This window comes from Sphingomonas sp. BL-S-28 (genome assembly GCF_055521515.1).
Window position 1 is genome coordinate 450,129 of the sequence record NZ_CM145483.1, and the last position, 13,787, is coordinate 463,915.

The 13,787-nt window shown below is 63.5% G+C and carries 11 protein-coding genes; 5 read left to right on the forward strand and 6 right to left on the reverse strand.

The window, feature by feature from the left end; translation table 11 throughout:
* Positions 1-17 precede the first annotated feature (17 nt).
* Positions 18-530, reverse strand: a complete 513-nt coding sequence (locus tag ACZ1JC_RS01970; RefSeq protein WP_465139584.1) for a hypothetical protein — start codon at positions 528-530, stop codon at positions 18-20.
* 126 nt (positions 531-656) lie between these two features.
* Here ACZ1JC_RS01970 and ACZ1JC_RS01975 point away from each other — a divergent pair, with 126 nt between their 5' ends.
* The 5 genes from ACZ1JC_RS01975 to ACZ1JC_RS01995 all read left to right on the forward strand — a co-directional run bounded on the left by ACZ1JC_RS01975 (position 657) and on the right by ACZ1JC_RS01995 (position 6,098).
* Complete coding sequence (locus ACZ1JC_RS01975; protein WP_465139583.1) at positions 657-1,511, forward strand: SDR family oxidoreductase; 855 nt, start codon at positions 657-659, stop codon at positions 1,509-1,511.
* A 115-nt stretch (positions 1,512-1,626) separates the two neighbouring features.
* Entirely contained in the window at positions 1,627-2,799 is a 1,173-nt protein-coding gene (locus ACZ1JC_RS01980; protein ID WP_465139582.1) for a hypothetical protein, read from the forward strand.
* Positions 2,800-2,828: 29 nt separating this feature from the next.
* A complete protein-coding gene (locus ACZ1JC_RS01985; RefSeq protein WP_465139581.1) occupies positions 2,829-4,019 on the forward strand; it encodes a sulfotransferase family protein in 1,191 nt (396 codons plus the stop codon).
* Positions 4,016-5,032: an alcohol dehydrogenase catalytic domain-containing protein gene (locus ACZ1JC_RS01990; RefSeq protein WP_465139580.1), complete on the forward strand. Its 1,017-nt coding sequence runs from the start codon at positions 4,016-4,018 to the stop codon at positions 5,030-5,032. Before ACZ1JC_RS01985 ends, ACZ1JC_RS01990 begins: the two co-directional genes overlap by 4 nt.
* 13 nt (positions 5,033-5,045) lie before the next feature.
* On the forward strand, positions 5,046-6,098 hold the full coding sequence (locus ACZ1JC_RS01995; protein WP_465139579.1) for a Gfo/Idh/MocA family protein: 1,053 nt from the start codon (positions 5,046-5,048) through the stop codon (positions 6,096-6,098).
* 11 nt (positions 6,099-6,109) lie between these two features.
* Here the strand turns inward: ACZ1JC_RS01995 and ACZ1JC_RS02000 are convergent, their stop codons facing one another.
* From ACZ1JC_RS02000 to ACZ1JC_RS02020, 5 genes are all read right to left on the reverse strand, one after another.
* Positions 6,110-7,288, reverse strand: coding sequence for a DUF1214 domain-containing protein (locus ACZ1JC_RS02000; RefSeq protein ID WP_465139578.1), 1,179 nt, complete (start codon positions 7,286-7,288; stop codon positions 6,110-6,112).
* A 23-nt stretch (positions 7,289-7,311) separates the two neighbouring features.
* On the reverse strand, positions 7,312-8,097 hold the full coding sequence (locus ACZ1JC_RS02005) for an SDR family NAD(P)-dependent oxidoreductase (protein ID WP_465139577.1): 786 nt from the start codon (positions 8,095-8,097) through the stop codon (positions 7,312-7,314).
* A gap of 148 nt (positions 8,098-8,245) precedes the next feature.
* Entirely contained in the window at positions 8,246-10,516 is a 2,271-nt protein-coding gene (locus ACZ1JC_RS02010; protein WP_465139576.1) for an NADP-dependent malic enzyme, read from the reverse strand.
* A gap of 32 nt (positions 10,517-10,548) precedes the next feature.
* Positions 10,549-11,763: a sulfotransferase family protein gene (locus ACZ1JC_RS02015; protein WP_465139575.1), complete on the reverse strand. Its 1,215-nt coding sequence runs from the start codon at positions 11,761-11,763 to the stop codon at positions 10,549-10,551.
* A 47-nt stretch (positions 11,764-11,810) separates the two neighbouring features.
* The gene (locus tag ACZ1JC_RS02020) at positions 11,811-13,772 is read right to left on the reverse strand and encodes a putative bifunctional diguanylate cyclase/phosphodiesterase (protein ID WP_465139574.1); all 1,962 of its coding nucleotides are present in this window, start codon (positions 13,770-13,772) and stop codon (positions 11,811-11,813) included.
* Between the last annotated feature and the right edge of the window lie 15 nt (positions 13,773-13,787).

Consider the following 13,787-nt stretch of genomic DNA (forward strand, 5'->3'; position numbering starts at 1 on the left):
GCGAAGGGCGGAACCGTTCAACTGCGCGGCACCGATGCGAAGAAATCCAGCCCGGCCTGCTCCGCAAACAGGTATTCAAGATAATGGCCAAGCTCCGGTACATCGACGAAGCAGGCCTGCAGCAGTGGATTACGGCTGCGATAGGGGACCGCCCAGCCGTTGCGCTCCGCCTGCCGGAACACACCCTCCCACTGCTCCTCGTCATGGATCAGGAAGCCCAGATGATGGTGACGTAGATGGAAGCCATCGCCCTGAGGCAGCCGGTCGCTGTAGATCGCGGAGCCGGGGCCGGTTGCTTCGATCACCTCGTACATCACCGTACCGACCCACGCGAAATCGGCCTTGATATAACCGCCTTGCGGCAACTGGCCTTCCAGTCGGGCAAACTCGCGGATGCCCAATCGACCCGAAAACAGGTCCCGCGCCGCGTCGATGTCGTTGGTGACGTAAGCCATCTGGAAATGTTCGCTGAGCAGCAGGCCCGAACCCGTTTCGAAACGATCCATGGAACGGTCAAGCAATAGCGGCATCGTGGTCTCCTCTCGCGGAATGATAAGGATAGTATATGCTATCTATCTTGCGCAAGAGCCGGCCTTCGCCTTACGATCCGTGAATCGAACGGCACGCGACGCCGCCCGCATGGAGAGGACATGAACATGGCAAGCGATCTTGATGGACTGGGCTATCGCGGGAAAACCGTGGTGGTGACCGGCGGCGCCTCCGGCATGGGTGAGGCGGCGGCGCGGATTCTGGGCGATCTGGGCGCACATGTGCACATCGTCGACATTCAGGAGCCCAAGGTCCCGCACGCGGGCTTTTATCAGTGCGACCTCTCGGACTTCGATCAGGTGCGCGCCACGGCGGACGCGCTGAAGGCCGAGGCGCCGATCCACTTCCTGTTCCCCTGCGCGGGCCTGCCGCCGCATATCAAGGGTGCGCTCTATTGCATGCGGGTCAACTACATCGGCACGCGGCTGCTGGTGGAGTGCCTCGTGCCCTCGCTGGCCGACGGGGCGGGGATCGCGCTGATCTCTTCCGACGCGGCGATGGGTTGGCAGAAGAACGTCGCGCAAAGCCTTGAAATGCTGGCGATCGCCGATCCGGACGAAGCGCTCGCCTGGGTGGCAGCCGATCCCGAAAAGCGCCTGCGCGACGGGTACACCACGTCGAAGGAAATGCTGGTCGTCTGGGTGGCCAAGGCGGCGGTCGCCTTGGGGAACGAGCGGCGAATCCGCTTCAACGCGATCGGCCCATGCCCGACCAAGACCGCGTTCATGGACCAATCCGCCGATGTGATCAGCCAGGAATTCCTTGACGCCTGGCCCTATCCCTCGCTCGGCCGGATCGCCACCGCGGAGGACCAGGCCTGGCCGCTGGTGCTGCTCAACAGCCCGCTCAACGGCGCGGTAACCGGGGCGTTTCTCTATACCGACCAGGGCTTCGCCACGGGCGTGATGACCGGGGCAATCGATGCGTCGTTCATGATGGGCAGCCAAAGGGAGAAAGCCTGACCGCGCGAAATCGCCGGGGCGTTTGGCGGGGCAGGCAGCGCGAAATGGCTTGTCCGGCCGCGCCGAACGCATTTAGATAGTGCGTGCTATCATTAGGGTTGGAGAGGCCCACACGATGGAAATCGAGCCGAGCATTCTTGCATATCTCGCCGACCTCGAAAGCGCGGTCGACAATCTGAAGGATACCTGGCGCCCGGACGATCCGGCCTATCGCGCCGATGTCTATCGCCAGACGATGACCAGCCTGTCCTACGCCTACTTCGCCTATTTCCATGCCACGCCGGAGCATCCGGACTGGGCGCCACTGTGGAACCCGGTCTACACCCTGCAGCCCAATCCGGACGACATCTATGTCCAGTCCCCCATCCGGGGCGACCTGACCTACCGGATATCGGGCAACCGCGGCACGTGCCGGATCCTGTCCTTCACCACCCAGAAGGTGCAGTCCGGATCGGTGGACGAGATGCCGCGCCCCAACGGGCATAACGAGGTGGACGACAGCGATCTCGGCTTGGAACTGGGGCAGGATTTCTCGGTCATCTTCAGCGCCGAGCGCCCGGCAGGCTATACCGGCAAGTGGGCGAAGATCGATCCCGAGGCGGGTTACCTCTATCTGCGCTATCGCAGCTATGACTGGCTGAACGAGATGGATCCGCAGCTTTCGATCGAATGCCTCGATCCCGTGCCGCCCAAACCGCGTCTCTCGTCCGAGCAAATCCTGCGGCGCATTGGCGAAATGGCGAAGTTTCCCGGCCGCAAGACGAAGCTCTATTACCCCATGCAGAACGGCGTGAAGGACCGCGTGGGCTTCAACGTCTTCGAACCGATCCGGATGCCCGGCGCGCTGGTGAAGCAGGTCTACTGGCCCGCGTGCTTCCAGCTCGACCCGGACGAGGCGCTGATCATCGAGACGGACATCCCAGCCAAGGCGCCGTACTGGAACATCCAGCTCAACGATCCCTACTTCAACGCGCTGGAATACGTCTACCACATCTCCAGCTCGAACGGCCATTTCGCGAAGCTGAGTTCGGATGGGAAATACCGCGCGGTGATCGCGCTGGAAGACCCCGGCGTGCCCAACTGGCTGGACCCGGCGGGGTATACCGAAGGCGGCATCTACGGCCGCTGGTACGATTGCGACAGCGAGCCGACGCCCACGATCAAACGCGTGAAGCTGGCCGATCTGCGCGACCATCTGCCTGCTGACACGCGGGTCGTCACGCCAGAGGAACGGGCGGAGGAATTACGCCAGCGCGTGCGGGCCTGCCAGCGTCGGCGTCGCTGGTAAGAAGAACGAGAGACGAGAGGGGACAGTCGATGGATTTCGGGTACGATCCGCCCGAGCGGTTCCGCACCGCCTCGGACCAGGCGCACGGGATCGTCGCGCGCGAACTGGGGCATGACGATTTCGGGCCTGGCGATTACCTGCACGGGCTGAAGGTCATGCTCCAGTCGATGGACTATGACCCGCATTTCACCGAGCAGGGCCGGCGAGCTGCCTGGGGGCAAGTGATCGGCGTGCTGCGCAGCCGGGCCGGTGCGTTCAAGGCGATGAAGGACAATCCCGGCTTCGATTCCGAGGCCATCGTCAGCCCCGTGGTGATCACCGGCGTGCCGCGCACCGGGACGACCGCGCTCCATCGTCTGATGGCGGTAGACCAGCGGTTTCAGGGGTTGCAGACCTGGTTGCTCGATGCCCCAATGCCGCGTCCCCCGGTCAGCGAGTGGGAGAGCTATCCCGAATACCGCAAGACCGTCGCCGTGCTGGAAGCGCGCTATGCCGCCGCGCCGCAGAAGCGCGCCGCGCACCATATCGCGGCCGAGGAAGTGCATGAATGCTGCATGTTGCTGCGCCAGTCCTTCGTTTCGAACCTGTGGGGCTGCGGATGGAGCGCCGCGACCTATGACGCATGGTGGCAGTGCCAGAGCGAGCAGGCAGCCTATGACTACTATTACCGCTGCGTCCAACTGATCGGTGCGAATGACCGCGACAAGCGCTGGCTGCTGAAGAACCCCGGCCATATCGAAAATCTGGACCTGCTCTTCGCGGTGTTCCCCGATGCAAAAGTGATCCAGACGCACCGCGATCCGGCCAAGGCAGTGCCGTCTCTGGTATCGCTGCTGATGACGCTGCACCCGACGATGGAAGAGGGTCGCGCCGATCAGCGCGCCGCCAACATGCTGGAACGCGAGGTCGCCAAGTGGGCGAACGCCGTACACAAGGCGGATGCCGTACGCGAACGACATCCCGGCGAGGTGCTCGATGTCGTCCATCTCGATTTCCATCGCAATCCGATGGGCGTGCTGGACCGGATCTACGCCTTCATCGATATGGACATTCCCGATGCCACGCGGGCCCAGTTCGCGCAGCGGATCGAGGAAAAGCCGGAACTTCAGCACGGCGTCCATCGCTATTCCATCGCCGATTACGGCATGACGCACGAACAGGCGCGGGAGCCTTTCGGCGATTACATCGAACGCTTCGATCTGGTGGAGAAAGGCAAGTGAGGGCAGCACTCTATCCGGGTGGCGGTCGCCCGATCGTCATCGAAAACCTGCCCGATCCCCGCCCGGGACCGGACGACCTGCTGATCCGTGTGGATCGCTGCGGCATCTGTGGCACTGACCTGTCGATGACCAAGGGTGGCACCTGGGATTATGGCGCGAACGTGCAGTTTGGCCATGAATACGCGGGCGAGATCGTCGAACTGGGCAGCAATGTGGAGGGCTTCCGGATCGGCGAGAAGATTGCCGTCCTACCCTCGGTCGCCTGCGGGAACTGCCGCCAGTGCCGCGCGCATGGCAACAACGTGCTTTGCCAGTCGAGCCCGGCCAAGGCCATGGTCGGCTTTGCCGAACTCGCCAGCATTCCCGCAAGCGTGGCGACGCGGCTGCCCTCCACGCTGTCGTTGGCCGACGGTGCCCTGATCGAACCACTGGCGATCAGCCTCTACGGCACGAAATTCGCCGCGATTTCGCCGGGGGACCGAGTGCTGGTCCTGGGTGGCGGCACGGTGGCGCTCTACGCGATATACTGGGCCCGGCGGCTTGGGGCGGGCCGCATCGTTGCCATGTCCCGCTCTGCCCGGCGCAAGGATCTGGCGTTGGCAATGGGGGCCGACGCTTTCGTTACCTATGGTGATGGCGAGATCGGCGAAGTGGCCGAGGCGCTGCGCGGGCCGCCGCAAGTGGTGTTCGAGGCGGTGGGGGCAGAAGGGATGCTGTCCAAGGCGATCATGCATGCCGATCAGTTCGGCCGCATCGTCTCGCTGGGGTTCTGCACCGCGCCCGATCCGGTGATCCCGGCGATTGCGTCCTACAAGTGCGTCTCGATGCAGTTTGCGGTCGGTTATTCGATGAAGGAATTCATCTACATCGCGGACCAGATGGACAAGGGTCACGTCGATCCTAAGGCCATCGTCACCAATACCATCGGCCTTTCGGACCTTCCCGCGATGTTCGCGGCGCTGCGCGGGCCCAACGCGGAAACCAAGGTCCACGTACGCTGCAACGCATCCTGACGGAGAGCCGGTCATGACGAAGATACCCGCGCTTGTCGTCGGCACCGGCTTTGGCTGCCGCGTCCATGTTCCGGCCTTGCGCGCGGCTGGTTTCGAGGTGGTTGGGCTTGTCGGCACCCGACCCGAGAAGCTGGAACGCAAGGCGGCAGATGCCGGCATTCCGGCGTTCTTCACCGATCTGGACGAGGCGATAGAGCGCACCGCTGCACAAGTGGTCACCATCGCCTCGACACCTTCGACCCATGCGCCACTGGCAATGAAGGCCATCGCGCATGGCTGCCACGTGCTTTGCGAGAAGCCCTTCGCGCTCGATGCCTCCGAAGGCGCTGCCTTGCTGGAGGCGGCGGAGAAGGCGGGTGTAGTCCACATGATCGCGCACGAGTTCCGTTGGCAACCGGAACGCGCGCTGTTCGGCCGCGCCATCGCAGAGGGCCTGATCGGTGAGCCGCGACTGCTGGCGATGGATCAGTTCATTCCGTTCTGCGCCGATCCCGAGGCGCGATTGCCCGGCTGGTGGTTCGACGAGGCTTCGGGCGGCGGATGGCTGGGCGCTGGGGGATCGCACCTGATCGACCAGATCCGGGCCTGGCTCGGCGAGTTCGATACTGTTTCGGCCCGGCTCCTCACCGTTTCCGACCGCAACGATGTGGCAGATGACAGCTATTCACTGCGGTTTCGGATGGCCAATGGGCTGGAAGGATCGATGCAGCAGTGTGCGGGGGGCTGGGGCGCACCCACCACGCTTGTACGCTGTGCGGGAAGCAAGGGCACTGTCTGGATCGAAAGCGGTAAAGTCATGCTGGCCGACAAGGGTGGCACGCGCGAACTGGACGTGCCGGACGATCTGCGCCTGCCTGAAATCGCGCCATCCGCCTCCGGCCGGCCGCCCAGCTTCGAACTGGCACCGTTCATCCGCCTGTGCGAAGCGCTGCACGATGCGATCACCGGCGAGGGGACGTCATCTCCGATCGCGGTTCCCACTTTCGCCGATGGTCTCGCCGCGATGAAGGTGATGGACGCGATCCGCCATTCGTCCAGAAATGACGGCGCGTTGCAGCAGGTCTGAGAGAGGCGACCTTACCAGCGCCGCCGGCGCTGGCAGGCGCGCACCCTGCGGCGGAGTTCTTCCGCCCGGTCCTGCGGTGAGACGACCGGCGTGTCGGCGGGCAGATGATCGCGCAGTTCGGCCAGCGGTACACGCGTGATCGTCGGCGTCGGCTCGCTGTCGCAATCGTACCAGCGGCCGTAGATCGTCCCCTGTTTGAACCCTGCGGGATCGAGCCAGTTCGGCACGCCGGGATCCTCCAGCGCGATCACCGCGCGGAACTTCCCGTCCGAGCTTACGCGCGCATAGTGGCCGTTGGTGCTGGACAGGCGATAGACGTATTCGGTGGCATTGAAGTAGGGGTCGTTAAGCTGGAAATTCCAATAGCGGCGCTGCGCGGGCAGGTCCGTCTCGACGATCAGCGCCTCTCCATCCTCCAGTTCGTAGACCGCCGGCAGGTAGACCTGCCGCGTGAATGACCCGCCGTATTTGACCGGTTCGAACACATTCACGCCCACACACTCGCGAATGCCGTTCTGCATCGGGTAGAACAGCCGCAATGCGCGCTCCGGCATATGCGCCATGTGATCGATGCGTTCGATAATCTCTTCCGGTGACAACCGCTGTTTCGGTGCCACGGGGTCCAGGCACTCGATCGACATGCGGGGATCGACCTCATTCTCCCAGTCATAACTGCGATAGCGCGTCATCAGCACGCGCGCGCCGGGCGCGATGCGCAGCCAGTTGCCGCGATAGCCCTCCGGCCGCTCGGCGCTCAGCAGCAGTTCGAAGTCGCCTTGGGCGTCGATCTGCAAGTCACCGTCGTCGATGTCGTTGTAGTGCGCGCCGGTCAGGTCGTTTTCCCAGGGCATGCCGGCAAGGCTCAGCTGGGTGGTGAAGGTCACCATCTTCACCGTCCCGCGATTGCCGCTGATGCGGTAGCGCCGATTACTGCTGATCGGGCAGTAGAGGTAGATGTCGTCCGGATTGGGCTGCAGCGTGAAGACCGGGTTCCACAGCGGCGCCCAGTCCGGATGGTCGGCATCGGCATGGAAGAACGCGAAATAGGCGTAGGAGAACTGCATCGCGATCTGGCGATAGACGTCGGCACGATAGGCCGGATCGTCAGGCCGCCAAGTGTTCGCAAGCTGCGCCGCCGCGTCCTCCAGCGGGGCCAGATAGTCCATCAGCGGCTTGATCGCATCGGTCATGTCCGGATCCCTCCCTTTCCGTTTCAGTCCAGCGCCATACCGCCCAGAGACGGGCCACCGTTGACCGCGATCGTCTGCGCGGTGACGTAGGAAGCCGCATCGCTGGCCAGAAACACGATCATGTTCGCCATCTCATCGGGCGTGCCCGGGCGGCCGAGCGGGATCGGCGCGGCCATATCCGCACCGGAAAGGCCCGCCGCGTCCCACGCCGCAGCCGCGCGCGGGCTGGCGATCATGCCGGCGGCCACGCAGTTCACGCGGATGCCATGTCGCCCCCATTCGGCGGCGGTGACGGTGGTGAACATCTGCAATGCCGCCTTCGCGGCCGAATAGTGGGCGCCGCCCTTCACGCCGGTGATCCCCGCATTGGATGAGACATTGACGATCGCGCCCGATCGGGCCGCGATCATGTGTCGGCCTGCCTCACGCGTGCAGAGATAGGCGGATTTTGCATTTAGGTCGAAGATCGCATCCCAGCCGCGCGTCGGGATTGCTTCCAGTGGCCCCATGCGGGTGCCGCCGGCATTGTTGACCAGTACATCGATCCGGCCGAACGCATCCACCGTGCGCGCCACCATGCGGATCACGGCATCCTCGTCCTTCACGTCGGTCGGGATCGCCAGACATTCGCTGCCGCTCTCTGCCGCAATCCGACAGGCCGCGGCATCGAGTTCATCGGCGGAACGGCTGCAGATCACCACCCGTGCTCCCAGCCACGCCAGTTGCAACGCCGTGGCATAGCCGATGCCCGTCGCGCCGCCCGTGACGATGGCCGCCTTTCCCGAAAAATCGAGCAGTTCGGTGATCATCGCCCCGTCCTCCGTCCGCGTGCTGGCACCGTAAATAGTGAATACTATTTAGTGCGGCGGGAAGGGGGCTATGTGCGGTATCGCGCGTGCGTTGATCGCAGCGATTGGTCGGAGAGCGAGGTCGGCCGACCTCGCTCTCCCAGGCGATTTACTTGGCGCGCTGGTCCAGTTCGGCTGCAGCGATCGCGGTCAGGTTCAGGATACCGCGCGCGGTGACGCCCGGCGTCAGGACATGGATTGGCTGGGCAAGGCCCATCAGGATCGGACCCACGGTGGGCGAGCTTGAAGAGGCCGAGAGCGCGGTAAGCGTGATGTTCGCCGCATCCAGCGTGGGCATCACCAGCAGGTTCGCCGGACCTTCGAAGCGTGAATCGGGAACAAGACGGTCACGCAAGGCCTGGCTGAGGGCAGCGTCGGCATGCATTTCGCCATCGACCTGCAGATCCGGCGCGGCCGCTTTGACGATCTCCAGCGCTGCACGCATCTTGCGCGCGCTGGGGCTATGCGAAGCGCCGAAGTTGGAATGCGACAGCAACGCAACGCGCGGACGCAGCCCGAAATTCTTCAGCTGCGTAGCGCCCAACTGGGCCATTTCCGCAATCTGTTCCGGCGTTGGATCCGGCACCATGTGGGTATCAGTGATGAACAGCGCGCCCGCATCCAGGATCAGGCCGGAGAGGGCATAGACCCGGCTGTTGCCCGGCTTGCGATCGATAACGCGCAGAACGTGCTCGATCTGGCCCCAGTATTCCGAACGACCGCCGACAAGCGCCGCTTCGACCCGGCCGGTGCGCAGCATCAGCGCCGCAGTCAGCGTCGGCCGCCGATAGACATGGCGGAAGATCTCGTCGGCGGGAACGCCCTTGCGCGAAGCGATGGAGCGATAGGCGTCGACCAGGTCGTTCATCACTTCGTGATCGGTTTCGGGATCGATCACCTCGACATCGCGATCGAGTTCGAAGCTCAGGCCCAGGTCCGGCAACTTCTCCCGCAGGATGCGCCGGCGGGCGATGATGGTCGGGCGGACCATGTCTTCGTCGAGCGCGTCCTGAATGGCGCGCAGCACGCGGGCATCCTCACCCTCGCCATAGACGATGCGGCGGCCCGAACCGCGCGCCGCCTCGAACACCGGCAGCATCAGCTGGCCGGAACGGGCGTTCTGGTGCGTGAGGGTGCGCTTGTATTCGTCCAGGTCGATCGTCTTGCGGGCCACGCCGCTGGCCATTGCCGCGCGGGCGACGGCGGTGGCGATCTCTCCGATCAGGCGGGGATCGAAGGGGGTGGGGATGATGTATTCCGGCCCGAACACCAGCTTGCGGCCGCCATAGGCCTCCGCCACGCTGTCGTGCGCGGGCAGGCGGGCGAGGGCGGCAATGGCTTCCGCTGCAGCCGCCTTCATCTCCTCGTTGATCGCGGTTGCCCCCACATCCAGCGCGCCGCGGAAGATGTAGGGGAAGCAGAGGACGTTGTTGACCTGATTGGGATAATCGGATCGGCCAGTGGCGATGATCGCATCGGGCCGCACCTCGCGCGCCAGTTCGGGGCGGATTTCCGGCTCCGGATTGGCAAGGGCGAAGATCAGGGGATTGGGGGCCATCAGCGGCAGCCATTCGGGCTTGAGCACGCCGGGCGCCGAAAGCCCCAGGAACAGGTTGGCGCCGGGCAGCACTTCGGGCAGCGAGCGGGCGTCGGTCTGGCGGGCATAGCGCGCCATGTTGGGCAACATGCCCTCGCGCCCCGAATGGATAACGCCGTCCTTGTCGGTCAGCGTCACATTCTCGACCGGCAGGCCCATGGAGACGAGAAGATCAACACAGGCGAGGGCCGCGGCGCCCGCGCCGGACGTGACCAGGCGGGCCTCGGCCAGCGTCTTGCCCTGCAACACCAGTGCATTGCGCACGGCCGCCGCCACCACGATCGCCGTGCCGTGCTGATCGTCATGAAACACCGGAATGTTCATGCGTTCCTTCAGCCGCGCCTCGATCGCGAAGCATTCCGGGGCTTTGATATCCTCCAGATTGATGCCGCCGAAGGTCGGTTCCAGCAGTGCCACGGCTTCCACGAACTTGTCGGGATCGGTGGTGTCCACCTCGATATCGAACACGTCGATGTCGGCGAACTTCTTGAAGAGGACGGCCTTGCCTTCCATCACCGGCTTGGAGGCGAGGGCGCCGATCGCGCCAAGGCCCAGTACCGCCGTGCCGTTGGAGATCACTGCGACCAGATTGCCGCGCGCGGTATAGTCCAGGGCCTTGTCGGGATCGGCGGCGATCTCCTCGCAAGGCGCGGCGACGCCGGGGGAGTACGCCAGCGCGAGGTCACGCTGGTTGACCATTCGCTTGGTGGGTTCGATCCGAAGTTTTCCCGGCTGAGGGTACCGGTGATAATCGAGAGCGGCGCGGCGCAGGTTGTCATCCATGCGGTCCTCATAGGTAAAGATTTTGCGATTGCCTATGCTTGGGCGCCCCCTTGAAACATATCTTTGCAAATAGGCTGCCGTCGCGCTGCCGCCACGCCTTCCGCCTCGCGCGGAATATCGAAACGCCGGACGTAGGGCGCGAACTGCGCGAGCACATCGTGCTCAAGCAATCCGAACTGCTCCAGCGCGTAAGCATTGCTTCCGCGGGCATTCTTGGGATTGTCCGCATGCCACGCGGCGACCGACCGCGCGGTCTGGTCCGGGGTGTCGATCCCCAGTCTGGAGTGAATTTCCCGCATTGCCGACACTGGATCGTCGGCAAGGGCATAATAGTCGACGTGGATGGCCCGGTCCCGGTGAGGGCCTGCGTCAAACTCCATGATGCGATCGATATGCCGGCTGATGAAGTGAAGCATGTCACTGCCGACTTGCGCACGGTCCACGGGATCGGCGCTTTTCATGGCGCGCAAATTCGCCGTCATCTTCGCGATGGATGCCAGCGCCTGGACCGGATCGCGATGGGTCATGACGAACCGCGCATCGGGATAGACCTTCAGGATCGCGTCCATTGCAAGCACATGGTTCGGGTACTTGAGCGCCCAGGGCTTGGGACGGCGGTGCCACTGCAGGCACTGCAACTGGCGCCTGTGGATACGATAGGTTTCGACGAGATCGGCCTCGTCCATAAGGTAATCGAAAAAAGCGGGCACTCTGTAGAGGTTGTGCAGCCCGGCAGCGCCGAAACTCTGTTCGAGGAACGCATGGCATTCGTCCGAACCATCCTCGTCATAGAGATGCAAGGCTTCGAAACCGTCGAAATGGGGCCGCTTTTTCTGAAGCTCGATCCAGGCCTGCCGTCGCGGTGCGATCGTTTCCGGCGCGTAGCCCGCGGGCGGGCAGGGCATCATCGATTCCCACGTACGGATCAGCCGGAACCGGGGATCGCGATCGAAAAGGTATTGCAGGAAGGTGGTGCCCGAACGTGGCAGGCCCATCAGGAAGACCGGCGCTGCCACCGCTTCATCGGCGATCTCCGGATAGTCGCGCAGCCACTTCAGCGTTTCCAGCCGGTTGACCGTGTCCATTTCCAGCATGGCAGCGGCAGCGACTTCGCCGGCGGGCGACATCGGGAAAGAGTTCCGTAGCGAAGCCAGCAGCATTTGCAGATTGCGACGGGGGGCAAGGTCGGTGTCATCGATGCCGACTTTCGCTTGCGCTTTCTCGATGATCGCCTGCGCGTCCAGCATCCCCTCTATCCCATCCCATTAGATTGATAATATATCTTATGTTAAATTTAATCGATCTGAGACGCAGTTCCCGTATCGGCGTTTTGACGCAGGATATCCTCGCGCGGTACCGGCGGGCCAAGGAAGAACCCTTGCACGAAAGGAAATCCCAGCGCGCGGGCCGTATCCAACTGGCTCTCGGTTTCGATACCCTCGATCACGCAATCGAGCGACATCGAGGCCGCCAGTGAGCAAATGCCCGTAAGCACGCGGCGGCACGCGTCATCCTGCATTCGATCGGCAAAGCTTCTGTCGATCTTCAGGATATCGAGCGGCAGTCGCTGCAGCGAATTGAACGTCGAAAATCCGGTGCCGAAATCGTCCAGAGCGATCTTGGCGCCACATGCGCGCAGACGCTGGAGTTCGCGAACGGCTGCCGGGAAATTCGAGATCAGCGAGGTTTCGGTAACTTCGAAGACCAGCCGGCTTGCATCGAGACCGGTGCTGGCGATCCGTTCCAGAATTCCGTCCACCGTCTGGGCATTGGCCAGATCGCCTGCCGAAAGGTTGAAGGACATGCGCAGATGACCTGGCAGGGACTGCGCAGCCCCCACCGCCAGTTCGAACAAGTGAAACGTCAATGGGCGCAGGATGCCCAGCTTTTCCGCGCAGGACATCAGCGTTCCCGGCGAGACGGGCCCGGCAACGGGCGAGGTCCATCGCGCCAGCGCCTCGACCGCCACCGGCTTCATTGTTTCAAGCGCGAAGATCGGCTGAAACACCAGCGATACTTCCGCTGCCAGATCGGCCGATTGCAAGGCTGCCTCTATCATGTGATCCGCCCGGATCAGCTTTTCGAATTCTTCCGAGAACTTCAGGCAATTGCCCCGTGCATGTCGTTTGGCGTGATAGAGCGCGAAATCGGCGCGATCGAACAGGTCGTTGGCGTTCTGGCCGGACACGGGATAAGCCGCAACCCCGCCGGATGCGCCCACGGATACCAGCGTATCGCCAAGTTTGACGGTCTCCTGCGTGGCCACGCAAAGGTCCTGCACCAGCGCCTGCGCATCGGACAGGCCGCCGGGCACGATGATGCCGAATTCATCGCCGCCGAGCCTGGCCACCGCCCCCTTGTCCGCACATGCATCGGCAAGACGCTGGCCGATGATTTGCAACAGCCGGTCGCCCTGAGCGTGCCCGTGCGTATCGTTCACCGGCTTGAACCCGTCGAGATCCATCAGTCCGATGGAAAATCTTGCGTCGGCGCCCCCGCTCCTGCCCGCCCCATTCTGTATCCCAGTATGCGCCCTCGCCTGCGCAAGGCGCTGTTCCACGTCTTCGAAAAAGCGCCTTCTATTGGGCAATTGGGTCAGTGCATCGGTCCTGGCCAGACGCGCGCTTTCAGCCTCCAACCGCTCCGCCCGCCTTTGGCCGGCAATCAGCGCAGCCCGCGATTCCTCCAGGTGAACGAAGGATGCGAAGGAATCGCGAATCACGAAGAGGATCAGCGCGGTCACCAGTCCGATCGAAAGGGCCATGGCGATGCGCTCTTCCGGCCCCATGACAATCGAATATATCGTGAATGCGCCGATCACGATGACACCGATCGCCGCAGCCGCGCGCGGCAGATGCGTGAGGCAGAATATGCAGGCAAGTACGGTGGTCGCGATGAAGACCACCACGTGGCCTTTTTGCTCCGGGCTGCCGTACTGATCCAGCACCAGAGCCCAAACAAGAAAGCCCAGCGTCATGGCGATGCCCAGCCAGGTCGTCCGCCGCATCATTCGCTGCGCCTCTGTAGCGGCGATGGTCGCCGCATCTACGGGCCGCGCCCAGACATGGATGCGGTGAAGACAGGCCAGCACCAGCAGGCAGGGAATCGCCAGTGTCAGAAAAACCGGTGCAGTGTGGCGATGTGTAAACGCCAGCGCCCCCGCGTTAACCGCAAGAACGCCGTAGAGCGGCGGTATATGACGCCTCAGGCGCAAGTATTGCGCCACAGGCAATTCGAGTTGGCTGTCCCTTTGCACCCTGCCAATCCTCTA